The sequence below is a fragment of the Streptomyces sp. E2N166 genome (assembly GCF_003671715.1).
GTDB classification, from domain to species: Bacteria; Actinomycetota; Actinomycetes; order Streptomycetales; family Streptomycetaceae; genus Streptomyces; species Streptomyces thinghirensis.
The window spans coordinates 51,967-74,101 of record NZ_RAIF01000031.1; the positions used below are offsets into that span (position 1 = coordinate 51,967).

16 protein-coding genes are annotated in these 22,135 nt (G+C 68.8%); 7 read left to right on the forward strand and 9 right to left on the reverse strand.

What is annotated here, in order from left to right:
* The coding region (locus tag EBH09_RS22270; RefSeq protein ID WP_121749489.1) for a hypothetical protein at positions 1-785 on the reverse strand (785 nt) is incomplete at its 3' end.
* A 260-nt stretch (positions 786-1,045) separates the two neighbouring features.
* On the opposite strand from EBH09_RS22270, the gene EBH09_RS22275 reads away from it, so the two are divergent.
* Together EBH09_RS22275 and EBH09_RS22280 are read left to right on the forward strand one after the other, a co-directional pair.
* Entirely contained in the window at positions 1,046-1,882 is an 837-nt protein-coding gene (locus tag EBH09_RS22275) for a helix-turn-helix transcriptional regulator (protein WP_121748725.1), read from the forward strand.
* Complete coding sequence (locus EBH09_RS22280; protein WP_121748726.1) at positions 1,879-2,085, forward strand: DUF397 domain-containing protein; 207 nt, start codon at positions 1,879-1,881, stop codon at positions 2,083-2,085. Before EBH09_RS22275 ends, EBH09_RS22280 begins: the two co-directional genes overlap by 4 nt.
* Positions 2,086-2,133: 48 nt before the next feature.
* Here EBH09_RS22280 and pglX read toward each other — a convergent pair whose 3' ends face one another.
* Positions 2,134-5,838, reverse strand: a complete 3,705-nt coding sequence (pglX, locus tag EBH09_RS22285; RefSeq protein WP_121748727.1) for a BREX-2 system adenine-specific DNA-methyltransferase PglX — start codon at positions 5,836-5,838, stop codon at positions 2,134-2,136.
* A 234-nt stretch (positions 5,839-6,072) separates the two neighbouring features.
* Here pglX and EBH09_RS22290 point away from each other — a divergent pair, with 234 nt between their 5' ends.
* Complete coding sequence (locus tag EBH09_RS22290) at positions 6,073-8,190, forward strand: RNase A-like domain-containing protein (RefSeq protein WP_238697447.1); 2,118 nt, start codon at positions 6,073-6,075, stop codon at positions 8,188-8,190.
* Positions 8,191-8,211: 21 nt separating this feature from the next.
* A complete protein-coding gene (locus EBH09_RS22295; RefSeq protein WP_121749490.1) occupies positions 8,212-8,868 on the forward strand; it encodes a contact-dependent growth inhibition system immunity protein in 657 nt (218 codons plus the stop codon).
* Positions 8,869-8,954: 86 nt separating this feature from the next.
* Here EBH09_RS22295 and EBH09_RS22300 read toward each other — a convergent pair whose 3' ends face one another.
* From EBH09_RS22300 to EBH09_RS22325, 6 genes are all read right to left on the reverse strand, one after another.
* Positions 8,955-10,019, reverse strand: coding sequence for a hypothetical protein (locus EBH09_RS22300; protein ID WP_153182701.1), 1,065 nt, complete (start codon positions 10,017-10,019; stop codon positions 8,955-8,957).
* A gap of 49 nt (positions 10,020-10,068) precedes the next feature.
* Positions 10,069-11,637, reverse strand: coding sequence for a hypothetical protein (locus EBH09_RS22305; RefSeq protein WP_153182702.1), 1,569 nt, complete (start codon positions 11,635-11,637; stop codon positions 10,069-10,071).
* Between the two features lie 232 nt (positions 11,638-11,869).
* Positions 11,870-12,559 (reverse strand): hypothetical protein, encoded by a 690-nt coding sequence (locus EBH09_RS22310; protein WP_121748731.1) that lies wholly within the window; start codon positions 12,557-12,559, stop codon positions 11,870-11,872.
* Between the two features lie 112 nt (positions 12,560-12,671).
* Positions 12,672-17,096, reverse strand: coding sequence for a BREX system serine/threonine kinase PglW (gene pglW / locus EBH09_RS22315; protein ID WP_121748732.1), 4,425 nt, complete (start codon positions 17,094-17,096; stop codon positions 12,672-12,674).
* Between the two features lie 154 nt (positions 17,097-17,250).
* The gene (locus EBH09_RS22320) at positions 17,251-18,024 is read right to left on the reverse strand and encodes an SDR family oxidoreductase (RefSeq protein WP_121748733.1); all 774 of its coding nucleotides are present in this window, start codon (positions 18,022-18,024) and stop codon (positions 17,251-17,253) included.
* Positions 18,025-18,065: 41 nt separating this feature from the next.
* Positions 18,066-18,734 (reverse strand): MOSC domain-containing protein, encoded by a 669-nt coding sequence (locus tag EBH09_RS22325; RefSeq protein ID WP_121748734.1) that lies wholly within the window; start codon positions 18,732-18,734, stop codon positions 18,066-18,068.
* A gap of 80 nt (positions 18,735-18,814) precedes the next feature.
* Between EBH09_RS22325 and EBH09_RS22330 the strand changes: the two genes are divergently transcribed.
* The gene (locus EBH09_RS22330; RefSeq protein WP_121748735.1) at positions 18,815-19,735 is read left to right on the forward strand and encodes a LysR family transcriptional regulator; all 921 of its coding nucleotides are present in this window, start codon (positions 18,815-18,817) and stop codon (positions 19,733-19,735) included.
* Between the two features lie 64 nt (positions 19,736-19,799).
* Here EBH09_RS22330 and EBH09_RS22335 read toward each other — a convergent pair whose 3' ends face one another.
* Positions 19,800-20,132, reverse strand: a complete 333-nt coding sequence (locus EBH09_RS22335) for a WhiB family transcriptional regulator (protein WP_121748736.1) — start codon at positions 20,130-20,132, stop codon at positions 19,800-19,802.
* Between the two features lie 390 nt (positions 20,133-20,522).
* Between EBH09_RS22335 and EBH09_RS22340 the strand changes: the two genes are divergently transcribed.
* Complete coding sequence (locus tag EBH09_RS22340; RefSeq protein WP_003948568.1) at positions 20,523-21,134, forward strand: response regulator transcription factor; 612 nt, start codon at positions 20,523-20,525, stop codon at positions 21,132-21,134.
* A gap of 280 nt (positions 21,135-21,414) precedes the next feature.
* Positions 21,415-22,002, forward strand: a complete 588-nt coding sequence (locus tag EBH09_RS22345) for a sigma-70 family RNA polymerase sigma factor (RefSeq protein ID WP_121748737.1) — start codon at positions 21,415-21,417, stop codon at positions 22,000-22,002.
* Positions 22,003-22,135 lie beyond the last annotated feature (133 nt).

A 22,135-nucleotide genomic window follows, 5' to 3' on the forward strand; every position in this document is an offset into this window, starting at 1 on the left:
GGCGGTACGTCGCGGAGCAGGTGGCGCAGGAGGCCGCCGGGGCGGTGGACGGGGGTGCCGTCGTCGGGCAGGCCGCGCAGGATGTGCGTGCGGACGGCGGTGGGCGGGTGCCCGGCGGCCAGCCAGCGGGCGGTGAGGCGCGTCAGCTCGGGGCGCATGGCGCGGGGGATGTGGCGCAGGTCGGGGGAGAGGGCGGGGAAGGTGTCGACGAGGGCGCGGGCTTCGGTGAGGCGGGGCTCGGGGGGTGTGTCGTCGTCCGGCTGCGGGGCTTGTGCTTCCGCTGTGTGGTCCGCGGGGGGCTTGGGGGGTTGGTTGGAGGTGTTTCCTTCAAGGTCTTGAGGTGGATAGCCGTCGGTGGGCGGGGTGGTCGGTTCACCGACGGCCGGTGAACGACGACCCGGTGCGAGCTGCGGTGATACGCGCTCGGTGGTGGTCGTCCCCGCCGGACCTACGGGCATCTGGGCGAGCAGCTTGAGGGCTTCGCCCTCGCTCAAGGACACGCTGGAGACGAGCTGTTGGGTGACCCAGAGTCCCCCGGCTCCCTGGAGCCGCCGCTCGTGCACGAAGCCTTCGTCCTTGAGCTGCCGCTTGGCCCGGGTGAAGGCGCATCCGCCGATGCGGGCACGTTCAGCCGTACGGGAGAGGGATTCCCGGGTGCCGGGAGGCAGGGAGAGCTGCCAGGTCAGGAGCCGAACGGCGTCGGAGGACAGCCGGGGGTGCCGGATGAGGTCGTGCGAGAACTGCGTGAAGGCGCGCGGGGGCGCGATAAAGTGCCGGTAGATCACGGTGGAGGCCTACTTCCACTGATGGTTCAGGCCCTCGCGGACGGGTGCAAGCCGGACGCGGGGGCTGTTTCGTTCCTGTGCTGAAGCGAAGGTAGCGCACGGATTGTGGCCGGTTGGACGCGTTGAGTGAAGAAAGCTTTCGCTGGCGGGTGTTCACTCACACGAGGCAACTTGCCCGCTCATGGCCCCTGTTGACGCACGCGCGTCCTAGCCTCCGGTTACGGAGAGTGGCTGGACGACGCCGAGGGAGCGAGGCAGGCATGGACGCGGGAGCGGATGCGGGCGGGGCTGAACCGGACTCCAGCGGGCAGTTCCTGCGGTGCTTCGGTCGTCAGATGAAGCTGCTGCGCGAGGTCGCGGGGCTGACGCAGGCGCAGTTGGGGGAGCGGGTCGGGTACGGCGAGGCACAGATCGCGGCGGTGGAGCAGGGACGGCGCATCCCGAAACCCGAGCTGGTCGACGGCGTTGACCGGGCCCTGGGAGCACATGGGGTGCTTTCGGCGATGAAGGGCGAGATCGCGAGGGCGCGGTATCCGTCATTCTTTCGGCGGTACGTGCAACTGGAGTTCGAGGCAGTCGAGTTGCATGCCTATGTCAGCCACGTGATCAAAGGTCTGTTGCAGACGGAGGACTGTGCGCGGGCGGTCTTCCGGATGTGGCGCCCGCTGTTGGATGAAGAAGCGATTGAGCAGGGCGTGTCCGCACGTATGGAACGCCAGCAGCTCTTTGCGCGTCGCCCGGCGCCACTGCTGAGCTTCGTCTTCGATGAACACGTGCTGCGCAGGCCCCTGGGCGGACGGGACGTGTGGCGCGGCCAGTTGGAGCAGCTGCTGATCTACGGCTACCAGCGCAACGTCCGGATGCAGGTGATGCCGACGGACCGGGAAGAGCACGCGGGGTTGGCCGGTCCCTTCACGTTGATCCACTCGAAGGATCAGCGCAGGATGGCCTACATGGAGGTGCAGGACGTGAGCGCCCTGTACTCGGAACCGAAGAAGGTCAGCCCGTTCGAAGCGACGTACGGCGTGCTGCGAGCTGAGGCGCTGACGCCCCGAGAGTCGTTGGCCTTCATCGAGAAACTGTTGGGAGAGCTATGAAGACAGGCAGCCCCGCGCCTGCCGCAGGCGAACTGCGCTGGTTCAAGAGCAGCTACAGCGCGGGAAACGGAGGCGACTGCGTGGAGCTCGCGAACACCGGTACGGCGATGCTGGTCCGCGACTCAAAGCAGCCGGAAGCGGCGCTACTCGCCGTTCCTACCGCTCATTGGACGGCGTTCGTACGGATGGCCACGCGCGGCTGATACGACGACGAGGGGCGGCTGGTGCGCACCGACCGCCCCTCGTCCATGTCACTCGCTCTTCTTTCGGCCCCGCGTCTTCTTCTCGGGGCGCCAGTTGGTCAGGTCGGACTCGGACAGACCCCGTTCCGTGCGGCCGGTGTCCAGGGCGGCCTGAAACTCCTCGGCGGGGTTGCCGTCCCACTCCTCGTCGTGGCCGCCGTACCACTGGTGCACCCAGGGCATGACTTCACGCAGCCCGGCAAGCAGCGGCACGAACCGCGGGTCTGCCTTCTCCCAGCCACCGCTCTCGACGCGGTTGCGGATGAGTCCGACGAGGGCGTCGGCCTGGTCGCGGTGATTCCAGCCGGCCCAGCCGAGGAGGAGGGAGGTGTCGGAGTCGGTGGAGGCGCCGGGATAGGAGATGAACCGCTCCTTGGGCACGTCGAGCTTGCCACGGTTCGACCAGTAGGAGTTCTTGAGGAAGTCGGCGCTGGTGTACTTCGGCGGCACCTTGATGTCGAGCCGCTGGCCGGTCCGGTCCTCTTCCCGCTGCTGCTCCCAGACCTGCTCCCACTGGGCCCGCTTACGCAGCCCGCTGTCCTTGTAGCGGAGGGCAGCGACGTACGGCACGTGCTCGGCCTCGATGACGGCGGCGAAAACGGTGGCAAGGGAGGCGTCCCGCTTACCGAGGTGATCAGCGGCGTACAGAGCGGCGACGGCCTGCACGTCCGCGTCATGCCGGAGGGCATCGGCGAGCTGGTTCACGGTAAGCGGACGCGGCACGGTGTACCCGTCCTGCTCCTCGAACCACAGCTCCTCCCGCTCGGCGGCGTCCAGCAGCCAACCTCGCAGAGCAGCGGCCTCGCGCTTCTCCCAGGGCTCGATGGACCAACGGCGCTTGTACTCGGGCCGCTCGATGAGCCGGATGTCCTTATTGGCCTCGATGAGCTCAATCCGGGCCTGGACGACTTTGCGATACTCCTCGGGCCAGTGGGCGGGGACCTCGGCGACTGCGGTCGATCCGTGCCGTTCGAACCAAGCCGTCTCTGCCCCGCTAGCGGCGAGTACGATCTCGAACGCTCGCTGCCCCGGAGGAATTTCGGGTGCCTCGATGGTGGTCGTCCGAGTGACCTCTTCAGGCGTGAGCAGCCCGTAGGCGCCGTAAACGGTCCAGTCCAGCTCCTCCTGCAACGCAACCATGCGAGCGCGGATCCGCTCCTGTGCCCGGCGGGCTTCGTTGAGAGCTTCGCGCGTGGGCACGGCGGAGCGAGCGAGAGCGGAAGGACCATGTTCGGCCGACTGCTGGGCGAGGGCGTCAAGTTCACGGCCGTGGGAGAGGGGAAGCTGCTCAGGGAGTGGAAACTCCTGAAGCTTGGTGCCGGTGAACTCGTAGCGCTCTTCCCATGCCTCATCCTTAATGCCGCACCCGATGCCGCTGCCTCCTTTTCCTTGGCTTACCTGCTTCAACCAGAAGCAAGCAGCTGAGGAGTTCAATACTGCCATGATTTCCAGATGGCGCTCTCTGCTCGTACCGTCTGGCATCTTGATTACCGGAGCGGAACGAATGGGTACAGCGCCTTCGCTGAGTAGCGAAAAGTGATTATGTGTGGCCACAAAGGCGAAACCGATAAGGAGAGGCGACCAGCAGCGAGCACGCGAGAAACTAGAGTACTCGAACCAACTGAGACCTTGTTCCTCTTGCGTGCCTGAAAGTGCTCGCCGGAGCTTCAGTGGGGTGCGAGTCGGCCACAGCAACCTCTCCGATGATTCACTGACCCAGGCTGCGCGATCACCGTCCCGGTATGGAAAAAGGGAAGCGTGCCCACCATCATTTACCCAATCGCGCAGAGAAGTACCCACGATGAGTGGTCGATTGTTGCTGCTAGTCAAGTCGCTGAGCCACTTCGAATTGCCCAGCAAATAAGCGTCGTCTTCACGTGTGACAGCTCCGAACCCGATGTTGTCCACCACGTTGCCAAGCCGATCAGAGTGGGCTTTCTCCAGGCGCTTCAGCGCGTCTCCAGCCCCTCCTCCGCTAAGAGACCAGGGGTGGCTTCCAAAGCGGCCTCGGGTAGTGTCCTCCACCGACACCCAGTCCGACTCGCTTCCCGGCGCACCGACTTGAGCCACGATTGCCTGCCAGACGAGCCCTTCCTTTGGGTCTTCTGGCTCACTCGGCTCGCCCCGCACGCCCAACACGGCCCGCACGCTCTCACCCTGCCGAGCCACCTGATTCCGCCCCCCCAAGATAACAGTCGGCGTCCCATGCCCCGGAATGTAAGCTCCGGACGTATCAATCACGTGCGTAAGCTGGACCCTCGGGAAGAACCCCTCAATCAACTTCTTCCCAAACTCCCGCTTCATAAATGAATTAGCGGTGATCTGCCCGGTAAACCCCCCATCCCGATGGTCACCCCCCGCCCGAACCGCCAACTCGAAGATCCGCTGAGCGAACGGCACCGACAGCGCATACTGCCGATAACACGCGTCGTACGCGGCCTTGTAATTCTTGTTCTCGTTGGCGTCCTTGACGGTGATGTACGGCGGATTCCCCACCACCACGTGATACGACCCCCGCCCGAGAAGATCCACTCCCCGCGCGTACTCCTCCACATCCTCCGTGCGGTAGTAGAACGGCTCGTTCTCCGCGAACAGCGTGTCCAGCGACTCCGTCACCGTCTCCGCCCCCCGCCCGTGCAGCAACGAGTCCGCCACCGCAACGCGAATCGGAAGCCCAGGGGCCGCCCCCAACTCCCGCACACCCCCCGCCTTCAACGCGGCCACCAGCAACCGGAACCGCGCAATGGCCACGGCGAACGGGTTCTTGTCGGACCCGTGCACGGACTCCAGCGCCCGCCGCACCAGCGCCCACGGCTCAGTCCCGGGCTCCACCTCCCGCCACTTCCCCAGCAGTCGCTCGAAGAGCCCCAGCAGGAAGTGCCCGGACCCGCACGCGGGGTCGATGCACCGCAGCCCCCGGACGACCTCCTCACCACCGGGACCGTCGTCCCACAGCTCCCCGTCCCAGGCCACCGGCCGGTGCTTCCACGCCGGCGTGAGTCCGAACTCCTCCACCGCCGGTTCCAGCGTCAGGTCGAGGATGAACTCCTCGACGAACACCGGCGTCTGGAGCAGTGCGTACGTCTTCCGGGCATGCTCGGACAGGTCCTGATACAGGTCACCGAGGAACCGCGTGTTCAGCTCGGGGTCGGTGAAGTCGTGGACGATCTCGCCGTCCGCGCCCCGCTCCCGCCAGAACGCCAGCAGCGCGGACGCGGCCTCGTACGACGGCGTCACCTCGTACAGCGGGTTGTGACCACGGTCGAAGAGACCGGCAGCCGTCGGATGCGAGGAGCCCAGCGCGTCGAAGGCGTCGAGGAGCCAGTCGCGGTCGTTCTTCTCCGGGTGCGCCCGGAAGTACGCGTCGTGCCGGTCCACGGCCTCCGCCAGCCGCTCACCGGGGCCGGAGAGCCAGGCATCCGGGATCAGCCCGTTGTCCTCGCTGAAGCGGACGAAGACACACGCCAGCACCCACGCGGCGGCGATCTGCACGACCCGGTCGTCCCGCCAGGTCTCGTACATGGCCGCCGTACGTTCCGCGAGGACCGCCCGCTCGTACTCGGCGCGCAGCGCGGTGCGGAACTCCGGCTCGTCGTCGGTCCGCGCCCGCAGGTCGTCCTCCAGCAGGCGGGTTCGCACCTGGAGGTCCTTCAGCAGCCGTACGCGGTCCAGCGAGGCCCCCGACCCCACCCCCGTCGTCCCCTCAGCAGTCACTCCCGGCTCACTCCCTCACCACTTGCGCACCGGGCCCCACGGCCCGCGTCCCATCCTGCCAGCCGGTCCCCGTGACTCTCGGAGAGATCACTGCATCGGCGGCCTGTTGCTCTCACGGTCGAGCGGGACGCAATGTGTACCAAGTCGCTTGCTGTGGCGGCGGTTGACTCCATAGCATCGCGTTCACTATTGCGAATCAATGGTTGTTCCGGCGGGGGGCCTGGTGTGACGTTGATGATGGCGGTGGCGGCTGTATGGGGCGTGCTACAGCTGTACGCCGTTTCGTGGCCGACCCGGTCGGTGCGGCTGTCGACCGTGCTGCTCGCCTTCGCGGTGGGGGCGTACGCGTGTGGAGTGACCACCGCGCTGGTGCAGCTTGCCTACACCCGTCTCTACGCGGACCAGTCGGGGCAGTCACTGATCACGGTGGTGAACACCACCAGCTACACGGTGGCGCCGTGGGTGGAGGAACTGATCAAGGTGGCCCCGCTGTTGCTGGCGGGGTGCAGCCTCCGGATTCGCCGTCAGTGGGGGCTGACCGACTTCACGGTTCTGGGTGGGGCACTGGGGGCCGGGTTCGGGCTGCTGGAGGCGGTCCTCCGGTTCGGCCTGGACGCCGACCGGGCGATGGCCCGCGGTGAGGGCTGGATCATCCCCGACAGCCTGTCGCCACCCTACGTTCCGGGCCTCGGCCAGGTGCTCACGTCCTGGCTGCCCGCGCCGTTCAGCCAACTGGCCACGGCCGGTCCTCCGGCCACGGAGACCTTCCAGCATCTGGTGCTGTCGGCTCTGGCCGGGTTCGGGGTCGGACTGCTGTGGCGTGCACACGGGTGGGTGCGCCTGTTGTCGGTGGCTCCCGTCGCGGTGGCCGCCTTCCACCACACGGTGAACAACTACGCGGCGCGGGAACCGGGCAGTCAGGCCAAGCAGTGGCTCGAGGACCTGGACGGAAGGGCATGGGCGGCGCCACTTGTGTGCCTGGCCATCGCCCTGGTCGTCGACCTGCGCCGGCTCCAGTGGGGCAAGAGAGCGGTGCCGGGCGTACTGCTCGCCTCCGAACGCGCCGATGGGGACAGCGTGGCGGCCCTGCTGCGCTACACGTCCTGGCGGCCGCCATGGAGCCTGTTGATCGGGCTGCGCTACGTCAGGCTTCGGCGTTCCCTGCTGTACGCCGCCGGGTCGGCACCGGCCGACGACACCGAAGAACTCCGTCGTGTGGTCGCCGGGGTCACCGCCCGGATGGACGCATCCGACAACCATCGAGCCTGGCGAGCGGTCAACCTCCGGACGTGGTGGGAAGCAGCCCGAAGAACCCGGCGCCCCCGGGACCGGTGGCTGCTGCTCATCCCGTGCGTACTCGTGGTGCCGTCACTGCTGTACCTGGGCGTCGGCGCGTTCCCCGCCACGGCCGGCCTCCAGGAGTTCTTCACCACCGGCCCGGGGCCGGAGATCCTGATGGGCTTCGGTGTCGCTGCCCTCGTCTGGATCGCCTACCAGCTCACCATCCTGCTCCGCACCTGGCGGGCAGTGACGGCACAACCAGTGGCGGAATTGCTGGCCGTGCACCGCTTCCGCCTCGGAACCGCACTGGGCGCGGCCACCGTGGGAACGTTCCTGCTGTGGCACGGGCTCGGCGACGCGGGACCCGAAGGCAGGTCGATCCGAACGCTGCACCTGCTCGACGCGCTGGACACCTTCCTGGTCCACCTCGGCTTCGCCCTCCTCCTGCTCTCCTTGCTGGCACTGTTTCCGCCCGGCGGGCTCGCGCTCGCGGGAGGCGGAGTGGCCGGTGCCCTCACCGCCGAGGCCGCCCTCACCGCCGGTGTCCTGGGCTCGGCCGGGCTCGTCCTCATGGGACTGGGGGCCACGAATGGCTCCGGCGGTGACTACAACGCGTGGCCCAGGAGCAAACGGAAGGGACGCACGAAGCCCGAGCACCGTGCGGACGTCCGCGGTGACGAAGGCAAGAGCCTCGGAGGCAGGAGCAAGGCCCATACCATCGACAAGCACGTCGACAAGACCATTGACGGAATGCGCAAGCGGCTGCGGAACGATGCCGACCTCGCCGCGGACTCACGCTACGTCGATGTCGACGCGGCACAGAAGTTCACCGACAAGACTCTCACCCTCGCAAGCAATCAGCGGAAGATATCGGCGTGGCTGGCCAAGGGTGCGAAGGGGCCACTACGGCTGGAAGCGAAGTTCGACGAGTACACGGGGCTGCATCTCACTCGCTACGACTTCACTCACGGGCTGCCCACGCAATGGGTGAAGGGGGCTCGTGTGATCCTCAAGGCCGACCCGTCGGCCCCGTCCGGTTATCGCGTCCTCACCTCGTTCCCCCAGCCCTGACAACCACGCTTGGAGCAGTTGATGAGCCAGTCACTTCCGCCAGGTCACCGCTTCCACGAACTCAGTGACCTGCTGGAGGCATACGCTTGCGCGGACTTCACGTTCTCCGACACCGCAGAAGCGCCCGGACCTGCGCTTTCCGCCTATCTCAGGACCGCCGCACGGGACCCCGCGCGTGCCGCGACGGCGATCCGGCAGATCGACGACCTGCTCTCCGTCGGACTCTTCTCCGAAGAGATCGCGGACGAGGTGGAACTCCTCCCGCACATCCGCCCGCCGATGGGTGCAAGCGTTGAGGAGTGTCTGCGTGTGGTGAGGGGGCACCTCCACCGGTTGTTGCGGGACCCGTCACAGATCCCGCAGGTGAACCCGCAGAGCGCCTGGGAATGGAACGAGCGGTTCCCGTCCTTGGGTCAGTTGCTCGGCGCCTATTTCCACCGGGATTTCTCCGACATCTACGCTTCCCGGGAAGAGGCCCTCGACGAGTATGTCAGCGAAGCCGAACCGGAGGACCGCGTACAGACGGCTCAGGAAATCGGTGAGCTACTGACGATGATGTCGTCTGATCAGGAACTCCGCACGGCGACCACCGCATTGGGGCTCGACCTGCTGCCGCCCCGAGGAATGTCCCTGCGGAAATGGCTCGAGTCGATCCGCCGAAGGATCGCCGCAGCGTAGCGATGGGCACACGGCGGCCGACGACCGGAGGACTCGGCGAGGACAGCCCGTCCTGCGCCTCTCCCCCGGACGTTCGTGGGACCGACTCAGCCGCGTGGCCGGCCCATGACGATGGTGGCCGTGCTCAGGGCGGCGGAGCCGATCACGGCGAGGATGATGCGCAGGGGAAGAGAGGAGTCCGGGCCGAGGATGGCGGGCGTGGCGACGAGGATCGCCCCCAGTGCGCTGATCACGACCCGGGAGAGCAGGCGTACGCGGGAATGCTTGACGACCACCGGAAGGCGGACGTCCGCGACGGGCGTGGTCCCGGGTTCCTCGGGTCCGAGGCGGATCGTCACATGGGTGAGGGAATCGAAGGAGGACGCATCGGGCTGAAGCCAGAACTCGGTGGAGTCGTAGCGGGACGCGACATCGTGGGAGGCGTCGGACGAGACCCGGAGGAAGCGGCCGTCCGTCTCACAGTCCAAGCTGATCTTGGGTGCCTCGGCGTAGCGCTCGGCGTGGAAACTGACCGGAAGCCGTGCGGGCTGCATGTCGCCCAGTACCAGACGGCCGTCCGGATCGAAGGCGAAGGCCGTCGCGCTCTTCAGGTGTACCGGCGGGTCCACGCGCATGAAGTAGGAGTTCTCGAAGGTGGGATGCAGGGCCAGCCGACGTGCGACCCCGATCCAGAGCTGCGCCTCGTCACTGCCGGGCCGGATCGGGAACGGCGGAAACTTCAGGACGGCGGGATAGTACGTGGCGTTGTTGCCCTCCTTGATCTTGTCGATGGCCCTGCGGCTCGCCTCCTTGATCTCGTCCTGGTTCAGCGAGTACTCGTCGAGGTCCACATGCTCGGTGACACGCAGCTGGAAGCGGAAGATGTCCGCCGCGCACTCCGCGGACACGACCTCGGCGAATCTGACAGGCAGCAGGAAGGCGTCGGTGGGGGAGTCCTCGTCGGCGACGAAACCTATGAGCGTCCGCACACCGAGGACGCTGCCGTTGGCGACCTTCTGCTGGAGCGGCGGGGCCACATACCGTGCCTCGTAGCGGAACCGGATGATCGCGCCCCGGGGAAGGGCCAGGGCGGTGAGTATGTCCTCGGAATAGCGGCGGCGTCGGTTCGACGACAGCAGCAGTACTTCCGGACGCTCCACCTGGGCACTCAAATGACCGCTCCCCCCGCTTGCCCGGCGAAGCCCGAACGCCTCCGCGGGCTCAGACCGAGTCGTACAGGGTCTCGATGCCCCATTTCTGGCGCATGGACTCCTCAAGGCGCGTGTAGCGCGACCAGACACGGTCGTTCGGGAGATCGTCGACGGACAGCCGGGTCGTGGGGCGGTAGTGGATGCCGTCACGGGTGAGCTCGTCGAAGCGTCGGCAGATCACCTCCTCCTCGAATCCGTCGGCCTGGTCGACGGTGAGGTCGACCACCAGGCGGGCGGGATCGTGAGGAGAACCGATCTCGATCCAGCAGTGGTGGTCGACGGACGAAATCGTCCGGTCGTCGAAGCGCAGACTGCCGTAGCAGTAGGTCGCTTCGATCTCCTGCTGCCGCAACTTGCGTGCCAGCCACACCGAGCTGACCCCGCACTGCCCCTTCGAGGACAGGGGCTCAAGGGCGTAACTGGGATGAGTGGTCTTGACGGACCACGCGGCTTCGAGCCGGGACCGGTAGCGTCGCAAGTCGTCGAGGTCGAGCGACAGGCGTGGGTCGGCCGGCTGGTCGGTCGTCGGCTCTGCCAGATGTTCGAGGGTCTTCACTTTACGGATTTCTTTTCTTGTCGCGCTGTCCGTGCCGAGCGCCACCAGGAGGTTTCGGTAGCTTTCCACTCGGCGGTCCGTCTTCTTCGATGCGGATTGCCGTCGTGTCAGATAATTGCCGAAGGTGTCGTAGCAGTATGCCACCGGAGCTGTGGCGAAGGGCTTGAAATTGGTTGCATGCAATGCTGAGCCGGAGAATCCGAGTAACGGATTGAACGCTGTCACGATATATTTGCAGCCGATGGCCCGTACATACTTCACGGCCTGGCCGATGGTGAAGCTCATCAGATTCCGCGCCGCGTCCGACAAGCCTAGGGCGCGGGTGAGGACGAGCAAGTTGGAGCGCTCCGCCGGGACGCCCTGCGCCCGCAGGGCCTCGACGACGCCGGGCCGGTCGCACACCGAGAAGGCCAGGTAGGTGAAGGGATGCGAGGCTCCCTGTAGGTAGCAGCCCACTTCCACGAACGTGTCGGCCCGCGGGCTGAGCAGGTAGTGCACCTTCGATTGGTACCGATGGCCGACGCCGGGCTGGACCAGGTCGAAAGTCACTCCGACGGATGAACCGTCGGTGCGCTGAATGGTGAAGTCCCGACGCGCTTTGCTCCCCCCGATCAGGAGGGAGCTGTTGGCGAGAAGGTCGGCGTCCTCGGTGTAACCGGCGATTCGGCTGCAGCGCGCGATGAGCTGGGGCCGTAATACGTCATAAAGGGCGGGAAGAGACTGTCCGGCGTGTCCGTCGCCGAGAATCGAAGGGGCGTACAGGCGCAGTTGAATATCGAAGTCGCGGGAGCTGATCCCGCAGAGCGCCGCATCCGCGGCCACCAGTTCCCGGCACCCGGCGGAGAGCTCCTCGACGAGCGGATCCCGTAGCGCCGCCACCAGCCCGGTCCACGTGGGGCCCGGTTTCGGCGGAAGCGCGTAACGGGGCTTCGACGGTACGGCGGAAGCGCGGCGCCGCGCATGGGGTGCCGATGCCCGCAAGGCACGACCGGACTGGGCAGAACTGACGACGGTACTGGCCACCAGTCACCCCCGCTGCGGGTAGCCGACAGGACTGAACATGGTAGGGGGCCGCGGCGGGCCTGTCAGCCGGACTGATGCCAACCACGCGACGCGAGTGTCACGTTGAGGTCTGCGGTGCTCAAGAGCGTCATATCCCCCGCTCGTGCTCACGCACGCAGGTGAAACCGCGGGGCAGCTTGTGAGGCCCTGCCACCTTCCTGCCGAGGAGCCTCTCACTGACGTCCATCGCGCGTCAGTCGTGCCACGACGCGGGAGGCGGGCCGAACGCGCGGCGGCCTGCCCTCACCGCGAGCGACGCCAGGGCGGCGTTGGCGCCGCCACCGATCACGGCGCCGATACCGAACGGCGCCACCCGGCCGAGGACGATGATCCCCTGCTTGGTCCCGTACTTCGTGATGAAGTGCGGTCCCAGGACCTTGTTGATCTGACGCAGCGTCTCGACGGGGACCTTGGCGACGATCTGACGTCCCCAGTGCTTCCCTGTGGTCCCGGCCACCTTGGTGATGGTCGAGTTGCCGCTCCCGCCGAGCATGATCCCCATCACGATCGTCCGGCGGCGTTCGACCTCGGCGAGGGGGACTCCGTGAACTTCGGCGACGGAGAGCGCGTAGAGGACGCTCAGTTCGAGAGAGGAGAGGGTCTCACCCGCAGACAGGGCCAGGGCGACTCCGGTGCCGACTCCCGGCGCGGCCGCAGCGCCTCCGACCGCGGCCCCCGACCCGGTCAGGGCGCTGACGTACATCCGCTCCAGGCTGCGGACCACCTCTGCGGGCGTCGCCTCCGGGTTCCGCTGGCGGGCCCGGGCTATGTTCCTGCGCACCAGCGGACTCTGGAGGTCGATCGCCTTGTCCAGGAGGTCAAGGACTCGCTGCCCGCGTGGGGCTTCTTCCGGAACCGGTCCGTCAGAGGCGCCTGTTGTCATGCCCTGATCTCCTTAAGATCTTCACACCTCAACTGACATTACCCGCGCGGGCCTTGGGCCACCACGTCTTCCACGACGAAGGTAAGTCCGCGTGACATGCCGAACCGGGTGATCAGGAGTGCGAACCGGCTGCCCGCAGGCTCTTCAGGAACAGTCCGTCCAGCACCTCCCACTCCGTCACCCGGTCGACCACCTCCACGGTCCGCCCGTCCAGCGTCGGCGTGGCCCGCGGGTCCTCCGCCGGTACCAGCAGCCACAGCCCGTGCGGTGTGTCGGCCGGCCGACGCGCAGACTGCTGCAGCACCGCCATCAGCTCTCTGCCGCCGGCCTCCCAGTAACGGGCGATGAGCCCGGCGTCATGGGCCAGCAGGACGGTCCGCGGCCCGGAGCGTTCCGCCAGTTCGAGCAGCCGTCCGCGCAGGCGCTCCGACGCCAGCCGGGTGTACGACGAGAGCGCCGCCCCCAGCGTGCCGGTGGCCGTGTACTTGGCGTCCGCCTTCAGCAACGCCTGCCAGCGCACCGACTGCTCTTCGGCCAGCTCCTTGAGAGTGCTCAGGAAGAGACCGTTCAACGACACGGCGACCGCCTCGTACCGCTCCGCCAGAGCCTCGGCGACGCCCGGCAACTCCGCACCCTTCAGCGTCAGGGCGAGAAACCCCCCGCGCCGGCGGGTCTCGGCCAGGCGCGCGGCCAGCACCTCGCGCGGGTCCCGGCCCTCGGCGATGCTGCCCTGAGCCGCGGCGTACAGAGAACTGGTGCTGGTCAGAACCGATGACGACAGCACTGGCCGACTGCCCGCACCGTCCCGTGGCTGCGGTACGAACCGGCGCCGGTCCTGGTCGTACAGGAGAGGGAACCCGGCTTCGGCCAGGGCCTCGCCCAGTTCCACGTACGTCGTCTCCGACAGCACCGCCAGGCCGGGGAACCGGGCCCGGACACGGGACAGGAGTTCCTCGGTGCCGATCCCGGTCCCGGGCCGGACGCCCGCCGGAGCCTGCGAGACGCGCAGGGCACGCGCCAGGGTGAGTGTGAGCGGAAACAGTTCCAGCCGTGGGGAGACGGCGACGTCACCCGCCATCGACGCGGCCAGTTCGACCAGCCGAGTGTCGGCCAGCGGAGACATACCCTCCGGGGCGGACACACCCCGCAGCTCCCGCAGCACGGTGGTACGACCGGGCAGTGGATCGCGTCCGGCCAGGTCCGCGGCCCACTCACCCAGGGCCGTGGCGTAGTCGGCGAGTTCCGCGGGGGTCGGGTCGTCGGCCCCCGGCTGGTCCTCCAGGGCGATCATGACCCGGCCCGCACGCCGCTGCACGGCCAGGCGCGCGGGGGCCTCGCCGTCGGGACCGGACTGCTCCTCGTCCCGTCTGCGGATCTCCGTCTCGACCGCGGCCCGTACCACCGCCAGCGCCCGTGCCTGCGCCTCGTCCGCGTCTCCGGAGCCCGCACCGTGCCGGGCACGCAGCTCGGACGCCAACTCCTCAGCGGTCGACACCCGGTCCCGGTCGGCCAGGACGGTGACCAGTTCGTCGCGGATTCTGCCCAGCCAGGGCAGCTCCGCCCACTGCTCGACCGCCACCTGGAGGTTCTGCGAGACGGTCGGCTGGCTGATACCCAGCGACTGGGCGATCGCACTCTGCGCGGGCCACGGCTCCAGCGACTCCCCGGCCTCCAGCACCGCCGGTAGCTGCAAAGTCGCCCGGACGACATCGGGACGGGGCCGGGTACGCCGCTTCCCCGGAGGCGGGGTCAGCCGGGCGGCCAGCGTGTCGACGGACTCCAGCGCTTCTTCCGGGGCGTCCGCGGCGACGGCGGGCGGCTTTCCGGCCGACGTGCGCCGGCGGAGCGCCAGTGTCCACTGCCGGTGACGGCGGTTCAGCTCCTTGCGGATCGCGTTGCCCGCCCCACGCGCCCGCGAGATGTGATGCGGCGGAATGTTCAGCAGCTGCTCGACCGTGTGCGCCTTGAGGCCCTCGGCGACCGACACGGCCCGCGGGGACAGGCCCGCGGCGGCGAGCGGGGTCACGAGAGAAGCCGCCTCGGCGGCCTGCTCGCGCGCGTCCTCCAGGTCGTCCGCGCTCATCCCGACCGTCGCGGGAGTGGTGGCCGGGCGAGCCGCGTCCGCGGTCCGGAAAACCTGCCGCCACGCCTCCTGCAACTGCCGCAGGCTGTCGTAGCGCTGCTCGGCGTCACGGTGCAGCGCACGCTCGAAGAACCTTTTCAGGCCCTCACTGAGCGCGGCGGGGAACAGCTCCGCGGATACGTGCAGCGCCGCGTCCGGAGCCATCCGCGGGTCGCTCTGGCCGTCTCCCCAGACCGGCCTCTCACCGGCGGCCATCTCATGGAGGGTGACGGCCGCGGCATACCACTCGGCGTGGTCGTCGTAACGTGAGCGGCCGGCGCTGCCCAAAAACGGGTCAAGGTAGCCGCGCGTCCCCGCGTGCAGGTCCTGGTCGGGAGCGTCGGCCAGCGAGAAGTCGAACAGCATCAGCTGCCACGAGCCGTCGCTGCGCTTGAACAGGCCAAGGTTGTCGGGCTTGACGTCCCGGTGCCGCACCCCGCGGGCGGCGAGCGCGTCCAACGCGTCGAACAGGTCGTTGCCGAACCGCTCCAACTGGTCGTACCCCAGCGGACCCTGGTCGCGCAGCCGCGACCCCAGGCTCACCGGCTCACGGTCGTCCTCCCCCCGGTACCCGCCCGCGTACTCCAGCTCCAGCAACGTGTGGCCCGCGAGCTCCTGCGGCTCGGCGAGCAGTTTCACGATGCGCCCGCCACCCACCTCCTTGAGGGCCTTGGCCTCCGCGAGCAGCCGGGCGTCCTTCTCCTGGTCCAGAGCGACCTTGAAGACCCGGAGGGGGCTCTCCATCCGGGCACCCTCCGGCCCGTCGTCGGCCGTACCGCGCACCAGCAGGGCGCGGGCCGTCGCACCGGTACCGAGTACGCGGACCACCGACCACGCGTCATTCAGACGCTGTCCCGGCTGGACCGTGAGGGGGTCCGCCTCCGGCCCGCCGAGCACCTGTGGAGCCGCCGCGTCCACCTCGGCGGAGCCGAGGAGTTCGAGGAACTCGTCGACGGAGGCGAGGCGGTCCTGTACATCCGCGGCGGTGGCCCGGAAGACCAGCGCGTCCAGAGCGGCCGAGACGGAGTCGGAGACGGCATAGGGACGCAGCCCTTTGTCACTCTGCAGCCGTTCCAGCAACGCACTGCGGCGATCGGCGGGCGGACGTCCCGTGAGCAGCAGATACGTGAGGGCACCGAGACCGAAGACGTCGAGGTCCACGGGATCGGCGAACTCCTGGTCCGTCTCCGGGGCCAGATACGTCTGCGCCGTGTCCGCGATCAGGCCGCCGTCCAGAGGAGTGTCGCCCAGTGAGCGGTGCAGGGTGGTCTCGAAGTCGCGGGCCGCGGTCTGCCAGTCGGCGATGCGCAGAATGGGATCGGTGCCGTCCTCCCGCGCCGACACGTACACCGAGCGCGCCGACAGCGCCCGGTGGTACAGGGATCGGTGATGGGCATAACGGACCGCCTCGGCGAGCTGGCGGACCAGATCCAGCCGGACGACGGTTGAGAGGCGGCCCCCGTAGGCGTCGAGGTAGGCGTCGAGCCGCAGATCCGACTCACGGTGCCGGAAAAGGATCGCCGGCCCGCCCTGGTGCTCGCGAATCTGCACCGCCTGCACGATGCCCCGGTGGTTGATCCCCTGGAGCACCTGGTACTCACGGCGGGCGGCACGGTCCACCTTCGCCCGCTGCTCCGCCGACGCGGCGGCGCCGGCCAGATATATACGGACACGGCCGCTCTCCTGGACGAGTCCGTCGTCCCGTACCGCCAGCCGGTCCTCCCAGTCGGGGCCCGCGTCGAGGGAACGGGGAGCGAGTTTCCAGTCGTCGCCGAAGCGCAGGTGTGCCGTGGAGTGACTGATGCCGATCCGCTGCATCAGCTGTTCCAGCCGCTGGCTGACCAGCGGGGTGACCCGCCAGGTCTCACGCTCCGGCGGGCGGCTCAGCAGACCGTCCCAGATCTTCGGCAAGCCGCTCACACCGTCATTGCGGCCGTAGACGGAGGTGCGCTGGAACTCGTCCAGTTCACTCGCGAGCCCCGGGTCGTGGAGGAAAACGGCAGGCTTGACGAACGGCACCTGCCGCGGATCCATACCGAGCGCCCTGGCCGCCCGTTCGAGTTGGCTCTTGAGTTCCTTGGCCTTGAGGTCGGTCAGGTGCAGAGGATTGCGGATGGTGCGCACCCGGTCACCGTGGAACTGCCAGGTGTCACCGTGGTTCACCACCCGGCCGGGGTGCCCCTTCAGCTCCAGCAGGTACAGGCCGCCCGGTACGGCGATCAACACGTCGCACTCGTTGATCCGGCCGGACGGACCCGTGAACTGGAACGTGGCCCAGGCCCGGAACGGCTCGGTCCCCGGCATCAGCGCCCGGAGGTGATCGAGTCCCTCCTGCTCCCAACGGAAGCCGGATCTCCGTGGCTGGAACCAGCGTTCCCGTGCGGCGGGAGCTGTTGGCTTGGGAGCGGCGGGCACCAAGCACCTCCGGAACGGCCGTAGTGGGTGACGGAGGACTTCATGACGTCTGCCAGAGCCCTCTCGACGACAGGGCAGGAATCCTAGTCCGCACGTATGACAGCCGGTCCGGAGCCGGTTGCCCGTAGGAGAAGGAAAGGTGTGGCCGGCACTCCTACCGCGGCCCGTACTTCCGCCCCGTCCGTGAGGTGATTCCGCCCAGCATCCCCCGCGGTACCAGCTTCGCCGCGCCCATCAGGGTCTTGTAGCGGGGGTCGGGGATGGAGAGGGACTTGCCGCGGGCCAGGTCGTCCAGGGCCGCGGCGACGACCTTGTCGGCGTCCAGCCACATCCAGTTCGGGATGTTGTCCGTGCCCATCCCGGCCCGCTGGTGGAACTCCGTGCGCACGAAGCCGGGGCACAGGGCCATCAGGCGTACGCCGCTGCCGGCCAGGTCCTTCGCGACGCCCTGGGTGAACTGCACGACCCACGCCTTGGAGGCGCCGTAGGTGCCGCGCGGCACGAAGGCCGCGACCGAGGCCACGTTGACCACGCCGCCGCGGCCCCGCTCCCGCATCGCTTCCGTCGCCGCCGAGGTCAGCCGGAGCACCGCCTCGCAGTGGACCTTGAGCATCGTCAGCTCGTCGGCCATGGAGACGTCGAGGAAGCGGCCCTTGTTGCCGAATCCGGCGTTGTTGACCAGCAGGTCGACGGGGCTCCTGCGCTCACCGAGGCGGGCGGCCACCGCGTCGATGCCGGGGTCCGTGGCCAGGTCGGCCGTCAGGACCTCCGCCTCGATTCCGTGCCGGTCGTGCAGTTCGGTCGCCTGTTCGCGCAGCCGCTTGGTGTCGCGGGCCACCAGCACCAGGTTGTGTCCGTCGGCCGCCAGCCGCCGCGCGAACGCGGCGCCGATGCCCGCCGTCGATCCCGTAATCAATGCCGTTGTCATGGCGCAAGGTTATGGGCCCGGACCGCGCAGGTCCGTTTCGCTCAGGCGCCGTACGTCTCCACGTACTTCCGGGCCGCCGCCAGCGCCTCCGGGTGCAGCGCCTCACCGGCCGCCAGCAGTCGTGGCAGCAGCTCCCGTTCCCTCGTCACCGCCCGGAACTGCAACGCCACCGTCACCTCGTGGGCGGGCCGGTGCTCGATCTCTACGGTGTCGCCCGCCCGTATCCCACCGGGTTCGACCACCCGCAGATACGCGCCCGGCGCGCCCTTCTCCGTGAAGCGCCGCACCCACCGCTCCTCACCCAGATGGCCCTGGAAGGTCCGGCAGGGGATGCGGCCGCTGGTGACTTCGAGCACCAGATCGGGGCCGATCCGCCAGCGCTCGCCGATCAGGGCGCCGGAGACGTCCAGGCCCGTCGTCGTGAGGTTCTCGCCGAAGGATCCGTTCGGCAGCGGTCGGTCCAGCTCGCGTTCCCAGTCGTCCATGTCCTCGCGCGCCATCGCGTACACGGCCTGGTCGGCGCCGCCGTGGTGCCGGGTGTCGCACACCGTGTCGCCGGCCAGTCCGCTCGCCCCGGCGCCCTTCGGGCCGGGGGCGGCCACGCGTACCGGCCCGTCGGCCGGCTGCTTGTCGATGCCGGTGACGCCCTCGGGATGGTCCGTGTACGGCACCGCCTTCGCGCGGCCCAGATTGACAGAGAGAAGCTTCATGGCGGAACGCTAGGACAATCCTCATCAAAGCGTCTACGCGTTATTCGGCGTTCGGTCAAAGAGTCACTTATCCTCGAGGCGTGATCGAGGCTCGTCATCTCCGTGTCCTGCGCGCCGTGGCATCGACCGGCTCCTTCTCCGCCGCGGGGCGCGAGCTGGGCTGTACCCAGCCCGCCGTGAGCCAGCAGATGAAGGCCCTGGAGGCCTCCGTCGGCACACCCCTGCTCGTGCGCACCGGGCGCGAGATGCGACTGACCCAGGCCGGTGAGGCGCTGGTGCGGCACGCCGCCGGGATCATCGCCGGGCTGACCGCGGCCGAGGAAGAGGTCGCCGCCATCGCGGGGCTGCGCGCCGGCCGGGTCCGCCTGGTCTCCTTTCCCAGCGGCAGCTCCACCCTCGTACCCACGGCCCTGGCAGCGCTGCGCGCCGCGCACCCCGGCACCCGGGTCTTCCTGGAGGAGGCCGAGCCGCCGAAATCCGTCGAGCTGCTGCGCGAGGGCGACTGCGACGTGGCGCTCGCCTTCCGCTACGAGGGCGCGGCCGGCGCGGAGGAGTGGGACGACCTCGTCGTAAGGCCGCTGCTGACCGACCGCCTCGTGGCGCTGGTGCCCGAACGGCACCGGCTGGCGCGCACGGAACCCGGCGGGTCGGTGGCCATCGGGGAGCTGGCCCGGGACCCGTGGATCGCGGGCTGCCCGCGGTGCCGGGGGCAGTTGGTCGAGGTGTGCGAAGGGGCCGGCTTCACGCCCCGCATCGACTTCGCGACCGACGACTATCCGGCGGTCGCCGGCCTGGTGGGTGCCGGACTGGGTGTGGCCGTGCTGCCCCAGCTCGCCGTGGAGTCCGTACGGCCCCGGGGGGTGCGCGCGGTGGCGCTGGAGCCGGCGGTGCGGCGGGAGATCGTCGCGCTCACCCTGCCCGACCTGGCCCAGGTGCCGGCGGTGACGGCGACGCTGGACGAGCTGGCCCGGGCGGGGGCGCGCCAGTCGGCGACGCGCTGAGGGTACGGGCGCACCTGTGCGCCCGGATGCTTCAGAGAAACGTTCCTTCAGTGATGTGCGGGCTTCAGTGATGCGCGGCCGCCTCCCCGCCGGCCGATGCCGTCGCCGCGACCAGGCGGTTGCGGGCGCGTCCCATGAGCTCCTCGCGCTCGTCCTCGGTCAGCCCGCCCCACACGCCGTACGGCTCACGCACCGCCAGTGCGTGCGCCGCGCACTCGGCGCGGACCGGGCACCTCATGCAGACCTCCTTGGCCGAGTTCTCACGAGCACTCCGCGCCGCACCGCGTTCGCCCTCCGGATGGAAGAAGAGCGAGCTGTCCACCCCACGGCACGCGGCCAGGAGCTGCCAGTCCCACAGGTCCGCGTTCGGTCCGGGAAGGCGGGAGAAATCTGCCATTGCGTGACCCCTTGTAGCCGATATGGGTAGATGCCGGTGACGCAGCGTCCACGACCGTACAACTACGATCTAAGGAGATGAAAATATGACTCATTGCGAATCTAGCCGCAGACACCAGCGAAGCGGAAGAAAAGCGGCTAAATGGGGCACCGGTTGTGATGAAACGGCGCGGGTCCGACGCGCATGTCTGCTGCGTGGCCGACCCCTCACGTAGAGTGCCGAAGACGACACACAGCCCCGTAACTCTTTCGAGTGACCGTCGTTGAGAGTGCGGAGGCGGTTGAAGGAACAAGTGCTCGGGCGGGCGTCCGGGACGGTCGACCGCACAGGTGACGATTTCGTACCAGCCTGGAGGCTCAACGTGACGCGCATCAGCTGCGGAGGACGGCCATGACTTCCGTCCTCGTCTGCGACGACTCCCCGCTTGCCCGAGAGGCGCTCCGCCGCGCCGTCGCGACCGTGCCCGGCGTCGAGCGCGTGACGACGGCCGCCAACGGCGAGGAAGTCCTCCGCCGCTGGGGTGCCGACCGCTCGGACCTTATTCTGATGGACGTGCGCATGCCCGGACTCGGCGGCGTCGAGACCGTCCGGCGGCTCCTGTCCGCCGACCCCGGCGCGCGCATCATCATGCTCACCGTCGCCGAGGACCTGGACGGCGTGGCCCTCGCCGTCGCCGCCGGTGCCCGCGGCTATCTGCACAAGGACGCCTCGCGAGCCGAACTGCGCGCCACGGTCACGCAGGCCCTCGCCGACCCGACCTGGCGGCTCGCCCCGCGCCGGCTGCGTTCGGCCGAGATGGGTGCCGCACCCACGCTCACCGCGCGTGAGATCCAGGTCCTGGAGGGCATGAGCCACGGCCGCTCCAACGCGGAGATCGGCCGCGAGCTGTTCCTCTCCGAGGACACCGTCAAGACCCATGCCCGGCGGCTCTTCAAGAAGCTCGGCGCCTCGGACCGGGCACACGCGGTGGCGCTCGGTTTCCGGTGGGGCCTGGTCCGCTAGGAGCCCCCCGTGCGGTGGAGGCCGAAAGGGCCCGTCTGGGATGCCGCGATCCCCGCTTATCGCGAGGTGGGCGGGGGTGACAAGGCGACCCGCCGGGTGCCCGCTGCTCGTTTCGGCGCGGATGACGCATCCTTGAGGTGTGGAGTTCCTCGGGGACGAGTCGGTCGAGCGGAAGGGGAGGGCGCAGGGGATGAGTTCCGGCGCACCTACTCATAACGCTTCGGTGCACAACAACGGGCGCGGAGCCACGGATCGGACGGCCGCAAGGCACCATGGACCGATGCGTGACGACGAGGCGGCCCCTGATCAAGGGACGGTCGGTGGGCTCGTCCATCGTGCCGTCGACGGGGACGAGCAGGCCACGCACGACCTGCTCGCCCATGTCCATCCCTTGGCGCTGCGCTACTGCCGCACGCGTCTGTCCCGCCTGCCCGGCGACGCCCGGCACTTCGTCGAGGACCTCGCCCAGGAGGTCTGCGTCGCGGTGCTGCTCGCGCTGCCCCGCTACAAGGACACCGGACGCCCCTTCGAGGCGTTCGTCTTCGCCATCGCCGCCCACAAGGTCGCCGACCTGCAGCGCGCGGCGATGCGGCACCCCGGCTCGACGGCCGTGCCGTCCGACGAGATGCCCGAGCGGCCGGACGACTCACTGGGCCCGGAGGAGCGCGCGCTGCTCAACAGCGACGCCGCCTGGGCCAAGAAACTGATGGCCAACCTGCCCGAGAACCAGCGCGAGCTGCTCCTGCTGCGGATCGCGGTGGGGCTCACGGCGGAGGAGACCGGGCAGATGTTGGGAATGTCACCAGGCGCCGTGCGGGTCGCCCAGCACCGGGCGCTGAGCCGGCTGCGGGCCCTGGCGGAGCAGTAGCGCCGGGCGTGAACGGACGCTGACGGGTGTCCGTACGAAACTACGAAGGTCGCGGGCGTCCCTGATCGTGGAATGAGCCACGTCCACTTCCCGTTAGCATGGACATCCGCACCGATCAGGGCCATTTGGGGAA